Annotated in this window: 22 protein-coding genes; 12 read left to right on the top strand and 10 right to left on the bottom strand. The window is 38.6% G+C overall.

Annotated features, from left to right (window positions below):
* Positions 1-13: 13 nt before the first annotated feature.
* The 5 genes from ACRD69_RS18790 to ACRD69_RS18770 form a co-directional block, all read right to left on the bottom strand.
* A complete protein-coding gene (locus tag ACRD69_RS18790) occupies positions 14-1,267 on the bottom strand; it encodes an alginate export family protein (RefSeq protein ID WP_430816674.1) in 1,254 nt (417 codons plus the stop codon).
* A gap of 84 nt (positions 1,268-1,351) precedes the next feature.
* The gene (gene nrfA, locus ACRD69_RS18785; protein ID WP_430816673.1) at positions 1,352-2,866 is read right to left on the bottom strand and encodes an ammonia-forming cytochrome c nitrite reductase; all 1,515 of its coding nucleotides are present in this window, start codon (positions 2,864-2,866) and stop codon (positions 1,352-1,354) included.
* A 107-nt stretch (positions 2,867-2,973) separates the two neighbouring features.
* Entirely contained in the window at positions 2,974-3,558 is a 585-nt protein-coding gene (gene nrfH / locus ACRD69_RS18780; RefSeq protein WP_430816672.1) for a cytochrome c nitrite reductase small subunit, read from the bottom strand.
* A 190-nt stretch (positions 3,559-3,748) separates the two neighbouring features.
* Entirely contained in the window at positions 3,749-5,380 is a 1,632-nt protein-coding gene (hcp, locus tag ACRD69_RS18775; RefSeq protein ID WP_430816671.1) for a hydroxylamine reductase, read from the bottom strand.
* A 169-nt stretch (positions 5,381-5,549) separates the two neighbouring features.
* The gene (locus ACRD69_RS18770; protein WP_430816670.1) at positions 5,550-6,521 is read right to left on the bottom strand and encodes an ATP-binding protein; all 972 of its coding nucleotides are present in this window, start codon (positions 6,519-6,521) and stop codon (positions 5,550-5,552) included.
* Between the two features lie 118 nt (positions 6,522-6,639).
* Between ACRD69_RS18770 and ACRD69_RS18765 the strand changes: the two genes are divergently transcribed.
* The 9 genes from ACRD69_RS18765 to rimO all read left to right on the top strand — a co-directional run bounded on the left by ACRD69_RS18765 (position 6,640) and on the right by rimO (position 14,855).
* A complete protein-coding gene (locus tag ACRD69_RS18765) occupies positions 6,640-7,305 on the top strand; it encodes a Crp/Fnr family transcriptional regulator (RefSeq protein ID WP_430816669.1) in 666 nt (221 codons plus the stop codon).
* A 2-nt stretch (positions 7,306-7,307) separates the two neighbouring features.
* Positions 7,308-8,009, top strand: coding sequence for an N-formylglutamate amidohydrolase (locus ACRD69_RS18760; RefSeq protein WP_430816668.1), 702 nt, complete (start codon positions 7,308-7,310; stop codon positions 8,007-8,009).
* A 216-nt stretch (positions 8,010-8,225) separates the two neighbouring features.
* Complete coding sequence (locus ACRD69_RS18755) at positions 8,226-9,464, top strand: M48 family metallopeptidase (RefSeq protein WP_430816667.1); 1,239 nt, start codon at positions 8,226-8,228, stop codon at positions 9,462-9,464.
* Between the two features lie 108 nt (positions 9,465-9,572).
* The gene (locus ACRD69_RS18750) at positions 9,573-10,820 is read left to right on the top strand and encodes a competence/damage-inducible protein A (protein ID WP_430816666.1); all 1,248 of its coding nucleotides are present in this window, start codon (positions 9,573-9,575) and stop codon (positions 10,818-10,820) included.
* A gap of 551 nt (positions 10,821-11,371) precedes the next feature.
* Positions 11,372-11,614: a 50S ribosomal protein L28 gene (gene rpmB, locus ACRD69_RS18745; protein ID WP_430816665.1), complete on the top strand. Its 243-nt coding sequence runs from the start codon at positions 11,372-11,374 to the stop codon at positions 11,612-11,614.
* 12 nt (positions 11,615-11,626) lie between these two features.
* Positions 11,627-11,815, top strand: a complete 189-nt coding sequence (gene rpmG, locus ACRD69_RS18740; RefSeq protein ID WP_200465062.1) for a 50S ribosomal protein L33 — start codon at positions 11,627-11,629, stop codon at positions 11,813-11,815.
* Positions 11,816-11,827: 12 nt separating this feature from the next.
* Entirely contained in the window at positions 11,828-11,980 is a 153-nt protein-coding gene (locus ACRD69_RS18735; RefSeq protein WP_200465063.1) for a DUF4295 domain-containing protein, read from the top strand.
* A gap of 493 nt (positions 11,981-12,473) precedes the next feature.
* A complete protein-coding gene (ftsY, locus tag ACRD69_RS18730) occupies positions 12,474-13,424 on the top strand; it encodes a signal recognition particle-docking protein FtsY (RefSeq protein ID WP_430816664.1) in 951 nt (316 codons plus the stop codon).
* Between the two features lie 126 nt (positions 13,425-13,550).
* Positions 13,551-14,855 carry a 30S ribosomal protein S12 methylthiotransferase RimO gene (rimO, locus tag ACRD69_RS18725; protein ID WP_430816663.1) on the top strand — a complete coding sequence of 435 codons (1,305 nt, stop codon included), beginning with the start codon at positions 13,551-13,553 and terminating at the stop codon, positions 14,853-14,855.
* Positions 14,856-14,888: 33 nt separating this feature from the next.
* Here the strand turns inward: rimO and ACRD69_RS18720 are convergent, their stop codons facing one another.
* The 3 genes from ACRD69_RS18720 to gldB are packed head-to-tail and all read right to left on the bottom strand — an operon-like array spanning position 14,889 to position 17,234.
* Positions 14,889-15,431 (bottom strand): 5-formyltetrahydrofolate cyclo-ligase, encoded by a 543-nt coding sequence (locus ACRD69_RS18720; RefSeq protein WP_430816662.1) that lies wholly within the window; start codon positions 15,429-15,431, stop codon positions 14,889-14,891.
* The gene (locus ACRD69_RS18715) at positions 15,424-16,221 is read right to left on the bottom strand and encodes a nitrilase-related carbon-nitrogen hydrolase (protein ID WP_430816661.1); all 798 of its coding nucleotides are present in this window, start codon (positions 16,219-16,221) and stop codon (positions 15,424-15,426) included. The genes ACRD69_RS18720 and ACRD69_RS18715 overlap by 8 nt, the downstream gene beginning before the upstream one ends.
* Positions 16,222-16,232: 11 nt before the next feature.
* Positions 16,233-17,234, bottom strand: coding sequence for a gliding motility lipoprotein GldB (gene gldB / locus ACRD69_RS18710; protein WP_430816660.1), 1,002 nt, complete (start codon positions 17,232-17,234; stop codon positions 16,233-16,235).
* Between the two features lie 129 nt (positions 17,235-17,363).
* Here gldB and ACRD69_RS18705 point away from each other — a divergent pair, with 129 nt between their 5' ends.
* The 3 genes from ACRD69_RS18705 to ACRD69_RS18695 all read left to right on the top strand — a co-directional run bounded on the left by ACRD69_RS18705 (position 17,364) and on the right by ACRD69_RS18695 (position 20,493).
* Positions 17,364-18,005 carry an outer membrane beta-barrel protein gene (locus ACRD69_RS18705; protein ID WP_430816659.1) on the top strand — a complete coding sequence of 214 codons (642 nt, stop codon included), beginning with the start codon at positions 17,364-17,366 and terminating at the stop codon, positions 18,003-18,005.
* A 35-nt stretch (positions 18,006-18,040) separates the two neighbouring features.
* On the top strand, positions 18,041-19,690 hold the full coding sequence (locus ACRD69_RS18700; RefSeq protein WP_430816658.1) for an NAD+ synthase: 1,650 nt from the start codon (positions 18,041-18,043) through the stop codon (positions 19,688-19,690).
* Between the two features lie 95 nt (positions 19,691-19,785).
* Entirely contained in the window at positions 19,786-20,493 is a 708-nt protein-coding gene (locus ACRD69_RS18695) for a Crp/Fnr family transcriptional regulator (protein ID WP_430816657.1), read from the top strand.
* Positions 20,494-20,558: 65 nt separating this feature from the next.
* Here ACRD69_RS18695 and fdxA read toward each other — a convergent pair whose 3' ends face one another.
* The gene (gene fdxA / locus ACRD69_RS18690; protein WP_430816656.1) at positions 20,559-20,726 is read right to left on the bottom strand and encodes a 4Fe-4S ferredoxin; all 168 of its coding nucleotides are present in this window, start codon (positions 20,724-20,726) and stop codon (positions 20,559-20,561) included.
* A gap of 177 nt (positions 20,727-20,903) precedes the next feature.
* Complete coding sequence (locus ACRD69_RS18685; protein ID WP_430816655.1) at positions 20,904-22,088, bottom strand: M20 metallopeptidase family protein; 1,185 nt, start codon at positions 22,086-22,088, stop codon at positions 20,904-20,906.
* Positions 22,089-22,207 lie beyond the last annotated feature (119 nt).

Below are 22,207 nucleotides of genomic sequence, written 5' to 3'. Positions count from 1 at the left end.
ATAGACATGTAATTTAGTCTTTCTTAGATTCAAATAAGGTAGGTTTGAAGGTTAACATTACCCATGCCCAGTTATTGCCTGCATCGTTATTTTCAACGCCTTTTACCTCGTATAGCCCGTCGCCGGCAAACATGTGTGAATAGCCGAAGTCAAGTTGTACCTTGCCTTTATGCGAATAACCGCAGAACAAATCAATTTCAGTACCTAACCCCTGGTTACCTGAAGTCATCTCTCCGTGTGCACTGAAGAAATGGATAGCAGCATTAAACTTGACCTTACCAGGTTTAGCATTGGCTTTGACATAGATATCATGCAAACCAACATTGTTAATGTGGTTACCTACAAAGAAGTAGTCCATTAAGCCGTTGAATTTATGGTTGGTACCGAAAAACGGATTAAAAGAATTGTTTTTATCAGCACCATCCTGGTCGGTTCCTGATAATAGTTCGTAACCACCACCAACATTAACTTTTTCACTCAAAGCGGCAGTTGCATCAATAGATACATTAAATGCAGAGATGTCGCTGCCATTAACTGCCGGATTTTCTCCAAACTGATAATATAAATTACCTGCGAGATTAATGCCGCCAAGGCTCGTTTTTAAGTGAGTACCAATAGTGGTAGTGTTATTTGTTTCCTGATCAGTACCAGTATCATCGGTAAAATAAGGACGGGCAAGATTCATCAACAGGAAACTGGCTGAATATGAATCGCCTTTACGGTTAAGCCAAAGGTATTGCATGGCTTTATAAGCGTCGGGACCAGTGTAAATGTCACTGTTAAGTGATGAATTGTGGTAGGCGAGACCTAAATGTACTTTTACTCCACCTGTGTATTTTAATAACGCTACATCGTGTGAGCGAGCCTGCTGAGCCCAGCCAACACTACCTAACATACGATGATCATCGTAAACCAGTTGCTGACGACCTGCTTTAATAGAAAATTTAGGATCTATAAACCATTCAGCCCAAGCCTGGTGAAGGTAAACAACATTATTACCATTGGTCGTTAATTGTCTTTCCTGTCCCCAGTTACGTACATCCTGCATAACAATTCCAACGGCAAAATCTTCATTTTTAAAGTCAAGATTCAGGCGTGTTCGCTGGCTTGTTATAATTGATCCATCAGTATTTTCAGTAGCCGGTGTTTTGCTTCCATGGCTGTATTCTGTTCGTGGTCTTACTTCGGCCGATATTTTGACCTGTGCATACAAAGTGCTACCTGCTATTAATAACATAGCAAGCACCAATATATTTTTGATTTTCATAAACTTTTGATTTAGATAGTGATAAATAAATAATCAATCTGGTTAATATAACGAGTTATACTAACCAGATTGAGTTAAATTCATTTATTTCATTGAAGTGGCATAACCAGCTTCACGTGCTTTAGCTTCCTCTTTCCATTTTGGAAGTAGTGTTTTCAGGAATTCATCTTTTTCTTCCTGAAGCTTCTCAACAGGCAAACCAATATATTCCTGAGCTTTGGCTTTGGTTGAGATGTCCGGATAAGGAACTTCCTCATTATGGCCAAGGTCGGCTAATAAACGTGCCAGTTTAATACGACCTTCCTGGGCAACAGTAATACCAGTTGAAATAACACGACCGGTTTCGACAGGTGAGTGGAATGAACCTCCGTGACTGGCAGCTGCATAATCCCAGCGCCACTGTGCATGACGAATATCCTGCAATATGTCTTTCATCTGCTCTTCCTTAGCACCCAGATCCCAGGCCAGCTTAGCTTCAACATGCATGCGAACGATTAACTCTTCCAGTTTATCGCGGTTTTCAATAATGCGGTCCTGACGCTCGTAAACATCTTCTATAAGACTTGCGGTTTCTTCGCGGTGACATACCTGACAAGAATTGGCAACATTGTTCAATGGACTTTGGATGTGGTGATCTGTAAATTTCATACCACCTTCGCTCTTATATGGCATGTGACAGTCGGCGCATGAAACACCTCTTTTAGCATGAACACCAGTCAGGTATACTTCGTATCCAGGGTGCTGTGCTTTAAGCATAGGAGCTCTACTCAATTTATGTGTCCAGTCAGAAAACTCTATTTCATCATAATACTCTTCCATAGCCTCAACCGACATGCCTTTATCCCATGGGAAAGTCAGGTAAGGTGAACCAGGATGAGATTTTTTATTGAAATAATACTCTACGTGACACTGAGCACATACCAGTGAACGCATTTCCTGGTGAGAAGCCTGGTTAATGTCTTTACCCATTCGTTCAAAAGCCTCAACCAAAGCAGGGCGGGTGATTTTCAGATTCATTGTTTCTGAATCGTGACAATCGGCACAACCAATGCTGTTCATTACTTCGGCACCCTTTTCATCCCATTTGCCTTTATAAAATTCAGCAGGTCCCATTTCGGCCATTAAGCGAGGTACGTCAGGGCTTTTACAAGTCCAGCATGTGTTAGGCATTGGACTGTGTTTGTCCTCGGTAGGACCGCCAGTACGTAATGTCTTATGAATATCTTCAACTGCATATCCATGTCCACGACCCTGATTGTAGTCTTTTGCAAATCCATAGCCTGCCCAAAGAACCACTAAACGGGGATCCACTTCAAGCATATCGATCATTGCACTACCATTGTATTTACTGGCAAAAGTAGTGTCTTTTGTTTTCATGTATGATTGGTATTCCTTAGGGAAATTTTGTCCCCATACTTCATTGCGAGGTTCAGTTGGCGAATGTTCAACTTTAGGTGTATAGGCAAAAACGGCTTCAGCACGACGTTCCATAACAGATGACGCCAGCAAGCCTAAAAGAAATACTACAACTATTGTCACGAAAAATATTGCCCAGCCTAGCCAGGGATTTTCCTTTATTTGTTCTCGTATCGGTTTCATGTAAATAAATTTTTTCATTTGTCACATGTCTCATTGAATAGTATACATTCTGAATGTTTGTAAAAGCTTAAAATTCAATTTCGACTCATGTGATTTTTTGATTTAGGTTATTTTTCTTTTAAATCTTTTAGCCAGTCGGGAAGCGGACTTTCCGGAACCGGGACTCTTGCATTAGGTACACTTGATAAACTGTTGACGCGTCCATGCGGAGTCTCACGATGGCAGTCAACACACAGGCGGCCGTCAATATCACGATGAACGTCCGGCTTATGAGCCAGCAATTTATCATCTGTGATAAGTTGTTCGTGACAACGGATGCAATTTTGTTGCACAACATTACGTCCTTCTTCCTGAATAAAGATAACCTGAGGTTCGGCTCTCATCGTAAAAATGGTTGCGTGTCGCATTCCATCTTTAGCTTTAAAGAAGTAGGTGTTGAATACATTGTCGTGTGGAACATGACAATCGTTACAAGTTGCTACTTCACGGTGTGCACTATGACTCCAGGTTGCAAACTGTGGTGCCATAATATGGCAGTTAACACATGTTTTGGGGTCATCCGACAGGTAGGAATGAGCCCTGGATACATAAAACACATAAAAGCCTAAACCTACAAAGACACCAGCGGCCAGTATAACCGGTACTTTCCAGTGTTCTGGAGGTTTAAGAAAGTCAATTAGCTTTTTGCTCATATAAATTCGATTTAGATTAGTGAAAAAAAGATAATTTGATTTTAAGGGTTTTTCAACGGATTAGAGTAATTAAATACTTATTAATATTTGTTCTAAATAACTATGATGCAGGTAATTGTAAACAATAAAGCCTGCACCTCTAATGAGGTGCAGGTATAACCATTAATTATTCAGTGAATTCATGAGGCTGTTAATTGATCCACTTTTCAATATCTTCTTTAACTGTACTGATTCCGCCAATACCAAAGGTTTCAACCAATATTTTAGCAACGTTAGGAGATAAAAATGCCGGTAATGTAGGCCCAAGGTTGATGTTTTTAACGCCCAGGTGTAAAAGAGCCAGTAAAACAATTACCGCCTTTTGCTCATACCATGCAATGTTGTATACAATTGGTAAATCATTGATATCATCCAATTCAAATACTTCTTTAAGCTTAAGTGCTGTCACGGCAAGACTGTATGAATCATTACACTGACCTGCATCCAGAACTCGTGGGATACCACCAATATCGCCTAAAGGCAGTTTGTTATAACGGTATTTAGCACATCCTGCAGTTAGAATAACGGTATCCTGAGGTAACTCATTGGCAAAGTCGGTATAGTAGTTACGGTCATTCATGCGTCCGTCACAACCCGCCATCACAACAAATTTCTTAATGGCACCACCTTTTACTGCATCAACAACTTTGTCGGCCAGTTGAAGTACCTGGTTGTGAGCAAATCCACCAACTATTTCACCAGTCTCTATTTCGGTTGGAGCCGCGCATTTCTTAGCATGCTCGATAATGGCGGAGAAATCTTTTGCTTTTCCTTCAACACGATCAGGGAAGTGAACACAACCGTCAAATCCTGAAGCACCTGTTGTGTAAACACGATCTTTATAAGATGCTTTTGGTGGAACAATACAGTTTGTCGTAAATAGAATAGGACCATTAAAGGTTTCAAATTCTGTAGTTTGTTTCCACCATGCACTACCATAGTTTCCTACAAAGTTTTCGTACTTTTTGAATTTAGGATAGTAGTGAGCGGGCAACATTTCACTGTGGGTGTAAACATCAACTCCCGTTCCCTGTGTTTGTTCCAATAGCTCCTCTAAATCTTTCAGATCATGACCAGAGATCAATATACCAGGATTTTTACCCACGCCAATGTTTACTGAAGTGATTTCAGGATTACCGAAAGATTCAGTATTAGCCTTATCGAGCAAAGCCATAACATCAACACCAAACTTACCACATTCAAGAACTAAACCAACTAACTCATCGGCCGAAATGTCATCCGATAAAGTGGCTACCAATGCTTTCTTAGCGAATGTGTATATCTCTTCATTTTCATAACCAAGGTTCCATGCATGCTCACCATAAGCAGCCATTCCCTTAAGTCCATATGTCAATAGTTCTTTTAACGAGCGGATATCTTCATTTTCGATTGATAATATACCGATCAATAAAGCTTTGGATTCCATTTCGTTTTCATCGGCAGCGCGAAAAACAGCACTGTCATGAAGATTGGCAGGAAGGTCGATCTGTCCTTTTATTTCATCCTGTAAAGCATAACCTTCTTTAATCTTTGCAACGATTTTATTACGATCAAAGTTGGCATTGGTGATGGTAATAAACATTGCATCGATGATATATTTATTAGCTGCTGCACCATTCAGTCCTTTTTCATCAGCCAATTGGCTTAAAACGGCTACACCTTTGGTGGTGTACATTAGCAAATCCTGAAGATTAGCTACATCAGAAGTTTTTCCACAAACTCCTTTAATTTCACAGCCAGTTCCTTTGGCTGCTTCCTGACATTGGTAACAAAACATACTCATGATTACTGGTTTTTAGTTATATTGATTATTAATACATTAAGCTTCTAAAAAAAAGTGGGAAATGTCAATGCTGAGGCGACTACCCCGGAAAGCTTGGACGGTTCCGACATTCCCCACTGCTACCTAACCCAAATTATATTGTTGATTAGCTTCAGTGAGTCTTTAATGATTATACCCACTCTTCGCTAAGGATTTCACCTTCAATAGATACGATGGCTGCCTTAATTGGTATTTTGCGCGTTGCCTGGTCAACTGCGGCTTTTGCCAACTGTAATAATCCACCACAACACGGAACCTGCATAATAGCCACTGTCAAGGTGTTGATCCTGGCTTCGTCAATCAGCCTTACTAGTTTGTCCAGGTAGGAATTTTGTTCGCTATCTAATTTTGGACAAGCAATACCGACGCTACGACCGCGTAAAAATTTGCTGTGGAAATTACCCATTGAAAAAGCTACACAGTCCGCAGCCAATACCATGTCAGAATCTCTGAAAGTAGGCATCATCGGATTGATCAAATGCATTTGAACAGGCCACTGGCGTAATTCTGACGGGGCTTCTGCACCAGTTGCTTCAGCTGAATCAGAAGAAGGTCTTTCTATTGTTTTTGGGGCTGATCCCGGACATCCGCCTCCCATAGGAGCAACTGAAGGACGTTCGATAACCCTAGGTGCCGACCCTGGGCAACCACCACCGGCATGACCCGTTTCAAGTACAGAAGGTTTGGTTGTTTCTTTCTGTTCAGCTCCAGGCTGATGTCCATGTACTTCACTGATTACATCTTTTAGAGGGAAGCTTAAATTAGCCTCATTTTCCCTGAGCCATTTAACAGCTTGCTTTAAAAATGTAAACTCGTTATGGTCTTTTAGGTGTTTTAAATGGGCAATAACGGTATTAATACCTTTGTCAACCATTATTTCCATCACCTTTATTTCATTATATGGTTCTGCCTCTCTTTTTTCTATTGTCATAGCATCCTGAGGGCAGTGATTTAGACATGCACCCAAACCGTCGCACATTAAGTCGCTAATTAATCTGGCTTTGCCATCAATAATCTGAAGGGCGCCTTCGTGACACGAGGGTATACAAACTCCACATCCATTACATTTGTCCTCGTCTATTTTTATCATGTCTCTTATCATCGCACAAGCTTTTTTATCAATTTTACAATGCAAATGTAGAAAGAGGGCAACAGGCAGGCTGTAACAAATGTTACAAAATCGAAATTAATTTATAATTTGGTACAAAATTACTTAATACATGGAAGCACTAACTAAATGTCCCTTATTTAAAGGTATTGAATATCAGGAATTAAGTCAATTATTGGAGAAAATTCCTTACCAGATTAAAAAATATGAGAAAAACCATATGATCGCTCAAAGTGGAGAAGAATGTCGCTCATTAATGATCATGTTAAAAGGAAGTGTTAAAGGTGAGATGATAGATTTCTCGGGTAAAGCGATTAAAATTGAAGATATTGAACCACCAAAACCACTGGCAATTGCTTTCTTATTTGGTGAGAATAATACTTGTCCGGTCAATATTGTGGCTAACAACTCTGCTGAAATTTTTCACTTGCCCAAAAAGTCAGTTATCTCTTTGATGCAATTAAGCTCAGCATTCCTCAACAATTTTATGAATATGATATCGAGCAAAACACAGTTTTTATCAGATAAGATACGCTTTTTATCATTTCAGACGATCAGGGGTAAAATAGCCCATTATTTATTGCAGCTTGCAGGTCCGGTTGATGGTGAAATACTATTGAAGAAAAGCCAGGAAGAGTTAGCCAATATGTTTGGTGTTACAAGACCATCTTTAGGAAGGGCTTTGCGCGATTTGCATAATGAAGGAGTGATTGAGGCCAGGGGTAAGAGTGTTAAAATCCTGGATCGAGAATCGTTGATAATGCAACTAAAGAAATAAAAATGAGTAGTGCTAAGACGGTCGTAGTTTCATGTGAACACGCGAGGAATAATATACCGAAAACGTATATAAAACTATTTGAAAAGGCAGGAAAAGAGCTAAAAACACACAGGGGCTACGATATTGGAGCTTTAGAGTTGTTTGATGTTTTAGATTGTGATTATATAGCACACAAACAGGCTGCTACGACTAGTCGTTTACTGGTTGATGTTAACCGTTCGCTGTATCGGCGGAGTTTATTTTCAGAGTTTACAAGGGAATTGACTAAAAAAGAGAAAGCACAGATACTTGAAGATTATTATTATGCTTATAGGAGACCATTTGAAAAGGAAATTGAGCAATTGTGGCAACGTGGAAAGAAAGTACTTCACCTGTCGGTTCATTCCTTTACACCCGAATTAAATGGTGAAATCAGACAAACAGATTTTGGTATTTTATATAATCCGGAAAGGGAGGAGGAGAAGCAGTTTGCAAAACTCTGGAAAGCCGAGCTAAAGAAGATTATGCCTGATTACCGTACCCGTTTCAATTATCCGTTTAGGGGTAAGCCCGACGGTTTTGTGCGATATTTCAGAGACCTTGAGCCACTAAATTACCTTGGTATTGAGTTTGAGATGAACCAGAAGTATGCAGCTGATAGTGCTTTGAAAAATAAAATTGCAAAAGCTTTTAATCAGGCTGTTGATATATGGATGAATAGCTAGCGTAAACTCATTGATAACGATCGGAATGTTTAATTCCTTAAGCGATGAACTATGTATGTTGTTAATGCCTTAAATTTTGTAATATTAGTTGTTGTGTAAGCCTGCTCAATCACTCTAAATGAGTATGGCAAGGAAGTCGATTGATTCTTGTTTGTTCTAATCGATGGAAGATATTTTATTTTGCAGCTTATATTTGTGCTTTAAAAAAACGACTAAATGAATTCAGATCAGATTTTCTACATTATAATCGCTATAGTTACATGGCAGTTTATATTCGATCAATGGCTCGATTATTTAAATAATAAAACAGTTAAAACTAAGATTCCTGAAGAGCTTGAAGGAATTTATGATGACGATAAATACCGCAAACAACAAGATTACAAAAAGGCCAATTACAGCTTTGGAGTCTTAAGTGAAATAGTGAGTTTTGTTGTGATGATGAGCATGTTATTCTTTGGTGGGTTTGCCATTATCAATAGCTGGGTTACTGAGATGAGCTCCAATGCCACAGTTCAGTCCTTATTGTTTTTTGCCATTATAGGCCTTGGATCTTCCATCATTAGTCTGCCTTTCAGTATCTATGGCACATTTGTCATTGAAGAGCGTTTTGGGTTTAATAAAACAACGCCTTTGACCTTTGTTACAGATATGATCAAGTCCACTTTATTATCAGTGTTGATTGGAGGGCCATTAATGGCCCTGGTCATTTGGTTATACGGAATATCCGGTGATCTCTTTTGGTTATATGCCTGGATGGTTATCAGTGGGTTTACCATCTTTATGACCATGTTTTACACCTCATTGATCTTACCATTGTTTAATAAGCAAACACCCTTGGCCGAAGGCGAGTTACGTGATGCTATAGAGTTTTTTTCATCTAAAGCAGAATTTAACCTTGATAACATATATGTGATGGATGGATCGAAGCGAAGTACCAAGGCCAATGCCTTTTTTAGCGGATTAGGCAGTCGGAAACGTATTGTCCTTTACGATACACTGATCAAGGATTTAAAGACAGATGAGATTGTGGCGGTATTGGCACATGAAATTGGCCACTATAAACTAAGGCATACATTATGGGGTACAATAACAGGTGTCATTCAAATGGGTGTTATCTTATTTGTTTTTGGTCTGGTAGTAGGCTCACCGTTGTTGTCAAAAGCACTGGGAGTTGAGGAGCCTAATTTTCACATTGGCATATTGGCCTTTGGTATTTTATACTCACCTGTATCATTTGTTGCCGGTATATTTATGACCATTCTATCGCGCAAGAATGAATATGCAGCGGATGCATATGCCAATGGTTTTGGTTTGGGCTCAGCTCTTATTGGTGGTTTAAAAACCATCTCGTCCAATGCCTTAAGCAACCTGACACCGCATCCTTTGTATGTGTTTTTTCACTATTCACACCCACCGTTATTGCAAAGAATTCGCGCAATTAAGGGGAACAAGTAAGTTTATTACAATGGTCATATATGTATTGTGAATGGTTGATGTAACCGGGATGTTTTCAGTTACTAAGGCTGTTTCCTTCTAAGCTTTTAAACTCTTCAACTAAAAAAAATGCAAGTAGAAATAATTACAATAGGCAATGAGCTCTTGATCGGACAGGTTATTGATACCAACTCTGCCTGGATGGGTCAACAGCTTAATCAAGCCGGATTTGATATAACACGTATCACATCGATCCAGGATACCCGTGAGGCCATTACATTTGCTGTAAAGGATGCTATGTCACGGGTTGATATCATACTAATGACAGGAGGTTTAGGACCAACCAAGGATGATATTACAAAAGAAACACTTGCCGCTCTGTTCAATTCTAAACTTGTGTTTAATAAGTATGCTTATGATGCCATGAAAAATCTGTTAAAGGGGCGTGTTAAGGGCATTAATAAGCAAAATGAGAGCCAGGCATATGTACCCGAATCTTGTGAAGTTATAATGAATCCTGTTGGGACCGCACCTGTAATGTGGTTCGATGAAAACGGAAAGGTAATCGTGTCGATGCCCGGGGTACCTGTCGAGATGAAAACGGCCATGGAAAATGAGATTATTCCTCGTCTGCAAAAGCGATACGATACCGGTCACATTATACATAAAACAATTCAGGTTTTTAATATACCAGAAGCGGTTTTGGCAGAAAAGCTGGAAGAATGGGAAAATAGTATTCCCGGTTACATAACACTGGCATACTTGCCTAATCCGGGTAAGATCCGTCTGCGTCTTACTGCGAAAACAGATAACGAAAATCAGGCGAATAAAGATCTTTCTTCATTGATAAAGGGTTTATATGAGATCGTAGGAGAGCATATATTTGGGGAAGAAGATCTGCCCGTTCAACAACTGTTGGGTAATGTCTTGAAAAAGAATGGCCAAACAGTTTCAGTAGCAGAGAGCTGTACTGGCGGTAATATAGGTCATTTGCTGACTGGTATCCCTGGTAGTTCGGCTTACTTTAAAGGTGGGGTAATAGCTTATGAAAACGCCATAAAAGAACACGTTCTTGGAGTCAGCAATGATGCACTGGAACAGTTTGGAGCTGTAAGTAAGAAAGTTGTTGAGCAAATGGCAACAGGCGTCAGGTCTTTGATGAATGCCGATTTTGCAATAGCAACATCGGGCATTGCCGGTCCTGACGGGGGAACTGATGAGAAACCTGTTGGTACTGTTTGGATTGCCATAGCTGGTGCCTTTGGTGTTAAAAGTGAGTGTTTTAATTTCGGCAAAATCAGGGCCAGGAACATACAACGCTCTTCTGATGCCGGATTAATTTTATTATTACAACATCTGAAAAAGACAGAAGTATAGGCCTGGAAGGAAAGTGCATGAAAAAATAGTCGATGCATTTTGTTAAGCAATTTAATGAACATACTATCTGCAAAGCCTGAAATTATGAGGACCTTGGTTATTTTGTGTTTTATCATTAAACATAAGCGAGCGATAAGTCGTATGCTAATGATCTGATTGCCCATGTCGTTTTAAATGGTTTCAAAAAGAGGTGATTCATATAGGTATGAGCGTAATAGATTCCCTGATTTGGATAAAATTAGCTTTATATAAGGGTGCTGATCAAAACAATTGAGGGGATGTTATTGCAGATAAGGTGGCTGTTTGCTGATGCATAGATATATATGGCCATGCAGACAGGAAGTTGAATAAAATAATAATAGATTTGGGACAATCTTTCAGAAGCTGATGTTAAATGCTTAAATTTGCAAATGGAATGCAAAGGTCATATCGCAGATCAATAAAAAATGAAAAAACTATTGAATTATAAGTTTCAATATTTGTATTATCCGATAAAAATGACTTATTTTGCGCTCTGTTTGAAAAATGTATCCGAAAAAAACTGTTGAGCGATGTCAAGAGTATGTCAAATAACTGGTAAATCATTCATGGTGGGAAATAATGTTTCTCACTCAAAAAGAAGAACCAAGAGAAGATTCGATATCAATCTTTTCAAGAAGAAGTTCTACTTACCTGAAGAAGATCGTTGGGTAAGCATTAGAGTATCTGCATCTGGTTTGCGTATGATCAACAAAGTTGGTTTGTTAGCAGCCCTTAAGCAGGCAAAAGAAAAAGGATTTATTGCTAACTATTAATAAGGAGTAGAAATGGCAAAGAAAGCAAAAGGTAATCGCGTTCAGGTTATTTTGGAGTGCACTGAGCACAAAGAAAGCGGACAACCAGGAACTAGCCGATATATTACCGTAAAGAACAGAAAAAATACTCCTGATCGCATGGAGTTAAAAAAGTATAATCCGATTTTGAAGCGTGTTACTTTACACCGCGAAATCAAATAAAACTGATTAACCATGGCAAAGAAAGCAGTAGCATCATTGCAAAAAGGTGAAGGTAAAGGTCACACTAAAGTGATTAAAATGGTAAAGTCTGAGAAAACCGGAGCTTATACATTCCGTGAAGAGATTGTACCAAACGAAATGGCAAAAGAATATTTCAAGAAGTAATTTTTGAAATTCAACTAATAGCACAAAAGCTTCCTTGTTTACAGGGAAGCTTTTTTGTTGGTAATAACTGGATTTAAAAAAGCATTGCATGCAAATTCCTGTTTCCGGGTATATAGTTTACACAAAATGCCCATAGTGACATCTGCTGGCTGGCTTATAATATATCGCAATAAAGCAATGTCACGATAGCTAATATGAGAATGCGCTGTAACTTTAGTTCAAATAAAATACCAGAGATAGCTACGAACTAATACATCAGGTAGTGGCAGTATTTTTCCCTCAAGCACTTTTTGCCGGATATACCTTCAGAACTACTGTTTTTCGCATACTCTCATACTCTTAATTCAAGCTTTATTTGTGAACGATCAATGCCTTTCATGGCTAATATTTGAGCGGGATACAAAAAACTACTTAAAATCAGTTCTAATACCCTTGTCTTTTATCTGGCGTATATATCTTTTTTATATCTTTAGGCCCTTAAAAATTAATATTCATGGGTTTATTCGGGAGCTTTAACAAAGCCAAGAAAGAAAGTCTTGATAAAGGACTGGCCAAAACAAAAGAAAGTGTACTTAAGAAGCTGACGCGTGCTGTAGTTGGTAAAACAAAGGTTGACGACGAAGTGCTTGATGAATTGGAAGAAGTGTTGATCACCTCTGATGTAGGTGTTGATACCACCCTTAAGATCATTGAGCGTATTGAAGAGCGCGTTGCCAAAGATAAATTTTTAAGCACGTCGGAGCTCAATGATATTCTTCGTGAGGAAATTGCAGAACTATTAGCCGAGAACAGATCCGGTGATGTAAGTCAGTTTGAATTGCCCAAAAGCGAACATCCATATGTCATTATGGTGGTTGGTGTTAATGGTGTTGGAAAGACGACCACCATTGGTAAATTGGCCAATAAGTTTAAGCAGGCTGGTAAGAAAGTAGTGTTAGGCGCTGCTGATACTTTCCGTGCTGCTGCAATTGATCAGTTAGTTGTTTGGGCCGATCGTGTTGACGTACCGATTGTAAAGCAAAGTATGGGTTCTGATCCTGCGTCTGTAGCTTTTGATACCCTGGAATCGGCTAAAAACCAGGGAGCAGACGTTGTGATCATAGATACAGCGGGTCGATTACACAATAAGGTCAACTTAATGAATGAGCTGACGAAGGTAAAGCGAGTGATGCAAAAGATTGTTCCTGACGCACCCAATGAGGTATTGTTGGTGCTTGATGGTTCAACCGGACAAAATGCCTTTGAGCAGGCGAAGCAGTTTACTCTTGCTACAGAGGTTTCTGCCTTGGCAATTACCAAGCTTGACGGAACTGCAAAAGGCGGTGTTGTTATTGGTGTATCAGACCAATTCAGCATTCCGGTAAAGTATATTGGTATTGGAGAAGGTATTGAGGACCTTCAGGTATTCAACCGTGACGAGTTTGTTGATTCGTTATTCAGATAAGAAATTGTACAGGCTGTTATTATAACAGCCTTCTTTTGTAATGTATTTAACTAATTAAGTACCTAAATTAATAGAGGGCTTTTACTATAACAGAAACTCTCTGCATATAAATAAGATAAGATGTCTGTGCCAAAAGGAAAGAAAGTAGATGTTGTAACCCTTGGGTGTTCAAAGAATCTGGTGGATAGTGAGTTTCTTATTCGTCAGTTTAAAGCCAATGGGATAGAGGTAGCACACGATGCAGAAACACCAGACGGTGAAGTAGCCATTATTAATACGTGTGGCTTTATTGCTGATGCAAAAGAAGAGTCAATTGATACCATTTTAGAGTTTGCCGAGGCAAAGAAACGCGGTGATATAAAGCAGTTATATGTGATGGGCTGCTTGTCTGAACGTTATCCGGGACAGTTAAAGAAAGAGCTTCCTGAAGTGGATAAGTTTTATGGTAAATTCGACTGGAAAGAGATTGTTGGTGAAATAGGGGCAACCTATCGCCGTGATTTAATGAATGAGCGTTCGTTGACGACTCCTGCTCATTATGCATACCTAAAGATTTCAGAAGGATGTAATCGTACCTGCAGTTACTGTGCAATCCCAATCATTACCGGAAAGCATGTGAGTCGTCCTATGGATGACCTGTTAGATGAAGCAAAACGATTACGAGATACCGGCGTTAAAGAATTACAGGTAATTGCACAGGATCTGTCATTCTATGGTTACGACTTATATAAAGACTATAAACTGGCCGAATTAACTGATAAACTGGCTGCTATTGATGGTATAGAGTGGATTCGCCTGCACTATGCTTATCCTGCTGGTTTTCCACTGGATGTATTAAAGGTCATCAATGAGAATCCGAAAGTTTGTAATTATCTTGACATAGCATTGCAGCATATTAGTGATAATATGTTGGGTATTATGCGTCGCAGGGTAAGTAAGAATCAAACGTATCGTTTGATGGAAGAAATGCGTACTCAGGTACCCGATATTCATTTACGAACGACATTTATAACAGGTCATCCGGGTGAAACAGAACAGGATTTTGCTGAAATGGAGCAGTTTGTAAAAGATATTCGTTTCGAGAGACTGGGCGTTTTCCCTTATTCACATGAAGACGATACTTATGCTCATAAGAAATACCAAGATGATATTCCGGAGGAAGTAAAGCAGGAGCGTGCAGATCGTATAATGGAAATTCAAAACGGTATTGCCAAAGAAATAAATGCTGAGAAAGTCGGTAAAACCCTAAAAGTGATCATTGACAGGGAAGAGGGGGAATATTTTATTGGTCGAACTGAATATGATTCTCCTGAAGTTGATCAGGAAGTTCTGTTGCATAAAGATGAAAATGAAGTACTGAATGTTGGTGATTTTTACAATGTGGAGATTACTGATTCAGAAGACTACGATCTTTTTGGTATAGCAAAATAGATACCATTCAAAAATACAAAACCCGCATTGTGATCAATGTGGGTTTATTATTATATCCATTTTGATATCATGCTCTTCAACAGGCACTGTATCTACCATTTGAAAATCAAAGGCAAATGCAATTTTGTTAGCGAATGGTATTCGCTTTAATATGCGGTCATAATAGCCTGCACCTCGTCCCAAGCGATTATTATTGGTATCAAAAGCAACTCCGGGAACAATAACAATTTCAATGCTTTGTTCATCTTCTAATACAGGTCCGTCAGGCTCTGGAATGCCGTACTTATCACCGGCGACCAATGAACTTTCTCCTGTATATTGAACGATTTTTAAATCATCACCATCAATAACAGGTAAGTATATCTTCTTATCTTTAAACCACTTATTGACCAGACTTTCAGTAGGCACTTCATCAGGTAATGACCAATACAAAAGAATTGATCTGGCGCTTTTGAAAAGGGCTGTTTCTTCCAGTTTCCGATGAATTATTTTGGACTGTCTGTTTCTTTCCGCAGTGCTTAATAGCTTTTTTAACTCCCTTACATTCTTTCTGAGTTCTTTCTTTTGCTCAATCATTAGTACCGATATTTAAATCGCCGTAAACATCATTTCTTCTGTCCTCGAATACATGGTTACGTGCGGTCACATATTTAGAATCTGCCAAACTTATATCAATTTCTGCAGATAATAACTGACTTTCATCCTTACTGCCTTTAATAACTACCTTGCCGTTAATATCAGACAGAACAGATTGCCCTGTGAAAGTTAAATCTCCTTCAGTACCAATGCGATTGGCGGTAGCTGTATAGCATCTGTTGACCAAAGCATAGGAGGGGGTTACGCCTTGGCAATAAGGTAATACTAAATTGGAAGGGTGCGCTATTATTTGAGCTCCTTTTAAGGCCAGTGTACGCCAGGCTTCAGGAAACATCCAGTCGAAGCAAATAAGCATGCCTATTTTACCTATTGGAGTATCAAATACAGGTAATCCTTTATTGCCAGGTTCGAAATAATCTTTTTCGTTAAGAAATAAATGCAACTTACGATAAAGGCCTGCCACACCTTCAGAATTGATCAAAACTGATGAATTATACAGTTTATCATTATCACGTTCGCAAAAGCCGCTAACAATATGTGCATTCTTGTTTTTGGCCAACGCCATCAGTCTTTGAATATATATGCTGTCTTCGATCGACTCTGAATTATCAAAAGCGTTTTGCCTGTCAATAAAATTATAACCTGAGTTTGACAATTCAGGAAGAACATAAAGGTCGCTGTCTGAAGGAGCCATTAAAGCAGAGATAGCGTCCAGGTTGGCTTGTAAGTTATTGAGCTGAGGAGCGTATTGTAATAGGCTTATTTTCATGCTTCAACTATTTACGGACGATACCTGGCTTCCTGTAAAATTAGATGCCCGTCTTTGATATTTAACAGATCCTCAAGGGAAGTATCAGGGTTATTCTTCATGTAGGCTTCAATGATCTTATAGCCTAAAAATACTGCTGCTTTTCCGGGCGATTCATTGCCAAAATAATAGGTAAACGGACTGTCTCCAACGTATTTTTGTATCACCATACGATTTGTTTCGTAAAGGTGTTTTTGCTCTACCATACTGGCCCAGATGTCAGCTTCATAATTTTCACACCATTTGAATTGAACTTCAGAAAAATCAAACAATAAAGTATCTTGAATATCCGGAATCATTTGTTTAATGAAGTAATGTACTTTTCCTTGTGATATCATTTTACTGATAACGTCTTCGTTCTTTGTTTCAAAAGAAAAATTACCAATGGCCATGGCCTTCATAATATCAGGCACTAACTTTTCTGGAATCATTTTTTGTCTTAAGTAAAGAGGTTTAGCCAGCCACTCATAGAATTCACAATCAGCGCCTAAATAATTCTCAACACTTATTGACACCCAACCTGAATCCATTGCCAGGTTTTGATGAAAATAGGAGGTGTGTAAATAAACTTGCGGAATTTCCGCTTCAGGAAAGTAGTATTTATAATGTTTGAAAGCCTCTGTTAAATCTTCAGCCACATTCTTAGTGTCTGAATATTGTTCCTTACAGGCTTTAAAAACATCTTTGTTGTCTTCATAGTTTAAAAAGCTGGATAAGTAATTATTATAGTTAGGGCTTGAGGGGCTGCCGATCTTTATGATTTGCTGACTGTAGGCATCAAGGTAAGTGCCATATTTTTGGTGTAGCCTGATGATTTCATTATCAAGATCGTCTTCGTTCATTTCAAAAAGATCAATGAAAAACAGCTGAGGTTCAACTGATAAATGGATATGGCTGACGTCGGGTCCTTTACTTGAGTTACACGCACCCAAAATCAAAGCGAATACCGTTAGGATAAATAATACTTGTTTCATGGTTATAAATTCAAATATGAGGTAAAAATACGAAAGCTTCGAAAATATGCAGTTAGAGACAAAAAAAAGTGGATGAAATCCATGTTTTAACTATGTTTGTACTGAAATTTCAACCTAAATAGAATTATAATGAGACATTCGACCCTTCTTGTATTACTGGGATTAATTTTAGCAACAAATATAAGTGCCCAGGACAATAAAAGAACACGGTTATCATTTGTTTTAAGCCCACAAATATCTTGGTTATCCTCCGATAACAGCTCAGTTGATGGCAATGGCAACTTATTTGGATATAATTTTGGTGTGGTAATGGATCGTTTTTTCGATACGAACTATGCTTTTTCAACAGGTTTAACGATTAATACCACAGGGGGTAAGTTAAGCTACCCTGCTGACAATCCGGTTGAAATAGGTGGCAATTTAGAATACCCCGGAGATGTTACCTACCGCTTAAAATACATAGAGGTGCCAATTGCATTAAAACTGATCACCAATGAATTCCATCGCTCACGCTATTACGGGCAGTTTGGTTTGTATACTCAATACAATATTAAAACCAATGATGGCGAAGGTAACAACCTGAAAAATGAGGTTAACTTTTTTGATTTAGGTTATCAATTAGGTGGAGGAATGGAATATTCGCTTGGCGGAGATACGTACATGATGCTGGGATTAATATACAGTGGTGGTTTTCTGGATGTAACAGATAATGCTATTGATGATAAAACCACATTAAACCGATTTACATTTCAATTTGGAATCATCTTCTAAGAGTTAATAATAAATAAAGCAACAGGAAGGAAGTAATGAAAATTGTATTAGCGCAATTAAACTATCATATTGGCAACTTTGAGGCCAATGCTGATAAGATGATCAACAGTATTGAAGCTGCTAAAAAAGAAGCAGCTGATTTAGTGGTTTTTTCTGAATTGTCAGTTTGTGGATATCCACCTTATGATTTTCTAGAGCGAAAAGAGTTTATTCAAAGCTGTATTGACACGATTGATCGTATAGCTAAACATTGTGTGGGTATATCGGCAATTGTTGGTGGCCCTGAAATTAATCCTGAACCGCAGGGTAAAAACCTGTTTAATACAGCTTATGTTCTTGAAGATGGAGGAATAAAGCAAATTGTGCGAAAAACACTTCTTCCTAATTATGATGTATTTGATGAGTACCGCTATTTTCAACCAAATATTCTTTTCGAATTAGTAAAGATCAAGGGTAAGAAGATCGCATTAACAATTTGTGAAGATATATGGGATGATCAGCCGGTTGCCAATGCTTTTGCACGCGACAAACTGTACACTTTGTCTCCAATGGACAAATTAATGCAGCAAAAGCCTGATTTCGCCATTAATATTGCAGCTTCACCATTTTCTTATACCCAGGTTGATATCCGCCGTGATATTGTTCGCAATAAGGCGCGTCAGTATAAAATTCCGTTTATATATGTGAACCAGGTGGGAGCCAACACCGAACTTATCTTTGATGGTAATAGTATGGTTGTTAATAGCAGGGGAGATATTACGCAGCAAGCCTGTGCCTTTAACGAAGATCACCTGACTATTGACCTGAAAATGGTTGATTCTGATGCAGTAGCGCCTCCAAGGCCAACAAAACCAATTCAGTTGATCAATGATGCGCTGGTTGCCGGCGTGCGTGATTATTTTCAGAAAATGGGCTTTACTAAAGCCACACTTGGACTATCGGGTGGAATTGACTCCGCAGTTACAGTTGCAATTGCAGCAGAGGCATTGGGTAAAGAAAATGTAAGGGTATTGTTGTTGCCTTCTCAATATTCGTCTGATCACTCCATTAAAGATGCGGTTGATTTGGCCGAAAATTTGGGTATACAATATGATATTGTTCCCATTAAAGAGATTTTTAACAGTTACAATTACCTTATGAGTCCGATATTTGAAGGTAAGGAAGCTGATGTGACAGAAGAGAATATTCAGGCACGTATTCGTGGTACATTGCTTATGGCATTATCGAATAAGTTTGGACACATTCTATTAAATACCTCCAATAAAAGTGAGGCTGCTGTTGGCTACGGAACCTTATATGGTGACATGAACGGTGGTTTATCAGTATTGGGTGACGTATATAAAACTGATGTCTTTAAATTGGCCCGATACATAAACCGAGACGAAGAAATAATACCTGAAAATACCATTGTTAAGCCACCTTCGGCCGAATTAAGACCAGATCAGAAAGATTCTGATTCATTACCTGATTACGATGTGCTTGATGCTGTATTATTCCGATATATTGAGAAGAACCAATCGCCCGACGAAATTATCAATGATGGTTTTGAGGAGGAAACCGTTAAAAAGGCTGTTCGCTTAGTCAATATGAATGAATACAAGCGTTTTCAAACGGCCCCAACTTTAAGGATCTCGGGTAAAGCGTTTGGTATTGGAAGGCGTATGCCATTGGTAGCAAAATACTAGGCACTCTTCTGTTGATTTTAATAGATTTTTAGTGCTGATTCAGCTTTTTTTTTAAATTTGTATGTTATACAACATAGTTTTATAACACCCCTGTAATGCCTGTTAAGAAAAATAATACCCCTGTAGAACCCACGATAAAAGATATTCCAAAGCTGTATAACATACTTACAGAAGAGGAAAAGGAATACCTGTTAGAGAATCATTCAACTGTCTATTATAAGAAGAATGATATCATATATCAGGAAGGCGAGAAACCAACAGGTTTGTTATGCCTTGGGAAAGGTAAAGTAAAGATTTTCAAGGAAGGTGTGAGTCGCCGTGAACAGATTGTACGTATGGCATCAGCTCCTGATTTTATAGGCTATCGTGCCTTATTTGCCGAGGAGATGCATATTGCAAGTTCTGAGGTAATTGAACCTTGCACAATATTTCACGTTCCCAAAAAGGTTATTTATAACCTGATGAAAACAAATCCGGCCTTATCCATGGCATTTATTAAGTCATTTGCCAGTGAATTAGGTTTTGCGCGATACAGAACCGTTACGCTTACACAAAAGCATATCAGAGGCCGTTTGGCTGAGAGTTTATGTGTGTTAAGAGATATATATGGTTATGAAGAAGATGAGCAAACGCTGGCCGTCTATTTATCGCGTGAAGATTTGGCGAATTTCTCTAATATGACAACCTCCAATGCTATCCGAACTTTAAGCTCGTTTGTTAATGAGAAAGTATTGGCAGTGAATGGACGGGTGATAAAGATTCTTGACCCGGAAACTTTGCAGCGAATTTCTCGATTAGGATAAAACCCAAATAAAGGATAATAAAAAAGCCCCGTTAAGGGGCTTTTTTATTTTTTGCTTGTAAAAGCTTATGCCGGGTGAATTGCCTCAGTAGGGCAAACATCAGCGCAAGTACCACAATCAGTACAAGCTTCAGCATCAATTGTATAAATATCGCCTTCAGCGATAGCTTCTACTGGACATTCGTCAACACAAGTACCGCAAGCGATGCAGTCTTCATTAATTACGTAAGCCATTTTTTTGTCTTTATTGGTTATTATTACATGAGCAAAATTATCTGCTTTTTTAATTAAAAAAAAGATTTCCTTTCGAAAGTAGTTTATTTTTAAACGATATAAATAAGGCTTTAAGGTCTTTTATTATTTAAACAGTTGGAGATTAGCTGGTTTTACAGGTGTTTAGAAGGTTTCTAATTAATCGGCTGTCATAAATTTATATCCCATATAGGCCAATAAACCTGCAGCAGTTTCTAAAGAATCTTCATTTAAGTTAAATTGAGGGGTGTGTAAACTGCCTGTCTGACCTTCTTTTTGTTCAACACCGAAGCGATAAAAAGTACATGGGTACTTTTGTGAATAGTAGCCAAAATCTTCAGCAGTCATTCGGGTATTCATAATTTCCGTTGCTTGTTCACCAATATATTCACGAGAAAAACTGATGGCTTTTTCAGTTACAAGCTCATTATTATGAACAACCGGATAACCGTCTTTAATATCAATTTCAACATCAGCACCCATTGATTGGGCAGTTCCTTTTGCAATTGCTCTTATTTTATCTTTTATAATGGCACGCCATTCCTCGTTCATGGTGCGCAAAGTGCCTGCAATTTCAACTTTTTCCGGTATAATATTGGTTGCTCCATTGGCAATGACTTTACCAAATGATAATACGGTTGGGATTTGTGCTGGTACAATCCGGCTCACAATTTGCTGCAAAGCAACAATAATATGCGAGGCTATCAGTACAGTATCAGTTAAGGCATGTGGCATGGCGGCATGACCACCTTTCCCTTTTACAGTAATATACACTTCATCACCAGAAGCCATGTACATGCCACTTTTAAAGCCAACATGTCCGGTTTTCATATTTGGCAGTACATGTTGACCGATAATTAGCTCAGGTTCATTGTTCTCAAAACAGCCCTCGTCCATCATAAGCTTGGCACCTCCGGGAAATACCTCTTCGGCAGGCTGAAATAATAGCAGTATTGTTCCTTCCCATTGAGTTTTTAGCTCATTTAGAACCATAGCAGCACCCAATAATGCAGCTGTGTGAGCGTCGTGTCCACATGCATGCATAACGCCTTCATTTCTGGATGTAAACTCTAAATTACCGGATTCCTGAATCGGTAATGCATCCATATCCGCTCTAAGGGCAATGGTTCTTTTACCAGGATTTTTACCTTTTAGATAGCCAATTATACCAGTTTTAACAAAACCTGCCTTAAACGGGATGTCCATATTCCTTAACTTTTCCTGAATAAATGCCGAAGTCTGATGTTCTTCAAATGACAATTCAGGATGTTGATGAATATGTCTGCGAATATCAATAATCTGAGATAGGTATTGCTTTGTTAATTCTTTAATACGGCTTTGCATACAAAACGATTTTGAGTAACTGATAAATCTGCTACAAAATGTTAATATTTTAAAACTTCGTTACAAAGATAACACGAATATGTTTAAACTTAAATATGGGAATAGCAGCAATTAAGTTT

This window comes from Carboxylicivirga agarovorans (genome assembly GCF_050589845.1).
Classification (GTDB): Bacteria; Bacteroidota; Bacteroidia; order Bacteroidales; family Marinilabiliaceae; genus Carboxylicivirga; species Carboxylicivirga agarovorans.
Note: the sequence above shows the minus strand (reverse complement) of the source record. Positions and strands in the feature narration are given on the sequence as shown.

Bases quoted from the DNA above. Each gene is read 5' to 3' on its own strand.
- ACRD69_RS18790 (WP_430816674.1), bottom strand. From the start codon at position 1,267: ATGAAAATCAAAAATATATTGGTGCTTGCTATGTTATTAATAGCAGGT.
- nrfA (WP_430816673.1), bottom strand. From the start codon at position 2,866: ATGAAACCGATACGAGAACAAATAAAGGAAAATCCCTGGCTAGGCTGG.
- nrfH (WP_430816672.1), bottom strand. From the start codon at position 3,558: ATGAGCAAAAAGCTAATTGACTTTCTTAAACCTCCAGAACACTGGAAA.
- hcp (WP_430816671.1), bottom strand. From the start codon at position 5,380: ATGAGTATGTTTTGTTACCAATGTCAGGAAGCAGCCAAAGGAACTGGC.
- ACRD69_RS18770 (WP_430816670.1), bottom strand. From the start codon at position 6,521: ATGATAAGAGACATGATAAAAATAGACGAGGACAAATGTAATGGATGT.
- ACRD69_RS18765 (WP_430816669.1), top strand. From the start codon at position 6,640: ATGGAAGCACTAACTAAATGTCCCTTATTTAAAGGTATTGAATATCAG.
- ACRD69_RS18760 (WP_430816668.1), top strand. From the start codon at position 7,308: ATGAGTAGTGCTAAGACGGTCGTAGTTTCATGTGAACACGCGAGGAAT.
- ACRD69_RS18755 (WP_430816667.1), top strand. From the start codon at position 8,226: ATGAATTCAGATCAGATTTTCTACATTATAATCGCTATAGTTACATGG.
- ACRD69_RS18750 (WP_430816666.1), top strand. From the start codon at position 9,573: ATGCAAGTAGAAATAATTACAATAGGCAATGAGCTCTTGATCGGACAG.
- rpmB (WP_430816665.1), top strand. From the start codon at position 11,372: ATGTCAAGAGTATGTCAAATAACTGGTAAATCATTCATGGTGGGAAAT.
- rpmG (WP_200465062.1), top strand. From the start codon at position 11,627: ATGGCAAAGAAAGCAAAAGGTAATCGCGTTCAGGTTATTTTGGAGTGC.
- ACRD69_RS18735 (WP_200465063.1), top strand. From the start codon at position 11,828: ATGGCAAAGAAAGCAGTAGCATCATTGCAAAAAGGTGAAGGTAAAGGT.
- ftsY (WP_430816664.1), top strand. From the start codon at position 12,474: ATGGGTTTATTCGGGAGCTTTAACAAAGCCAAGAAAGAAAGTCTTGAT.
- ACRD69_RS18720 (WP_430816662.1), bottom strand. From the start codon at position 15,431: ATGATTGAGCAAAAGAAAGAACTCAGAAAGAATGTAAGGGAGTTAAAA.
- ACRD69_RS18715 (WP_430816661.1), bottom strand. From the start codon at position 16,221: ATGAAAATAAGCCTATTACAATACGCTCCTCAGCTCAATAACTTACAA.
- gldB (WP_430816660.1), bottom strand. From the start codon at position 17,234: ATGAAACAAGTATTATTTATCCTAACGGTATTCGCTTTGATTTTGGGT.
- ACRD69_RS18705 (WP_430816659.1), top strand. From the start codon at position 17,364: ATGAGACATTCGACCCTTCTTGTATTACTGGGATTAATTTTAGCAACA.
- ACRD69_RS18700 (WP_430816658.1), top strand. From the start codon at position 18,041: ATGAAAATTGTATTAGCGCAATTAAACTATCATATTGGCAACTTTGAG.
- ACRD69_RS18695 (WP_430816657.1), top strand. From the start codon at position 19,786: ATGCCTGTTAAGAAAAATAATACCCCTGTAGAACCCACGATAAAAGAT.
- fdxA (WP_430816656.1), bottom strand. From the start codon at position 20,726: ATGGCTTACGTAATTAATGAAGACTGCATCGCTTGCGGTACTTGTGTT.
- ACRD69_RS18685 (WP_430816655.1), bottom strand. From the start codon at position 22,088: ATGCAAAGCCGTATTAAAGAATTAACAAAGCAATACCTATCTCAGATT.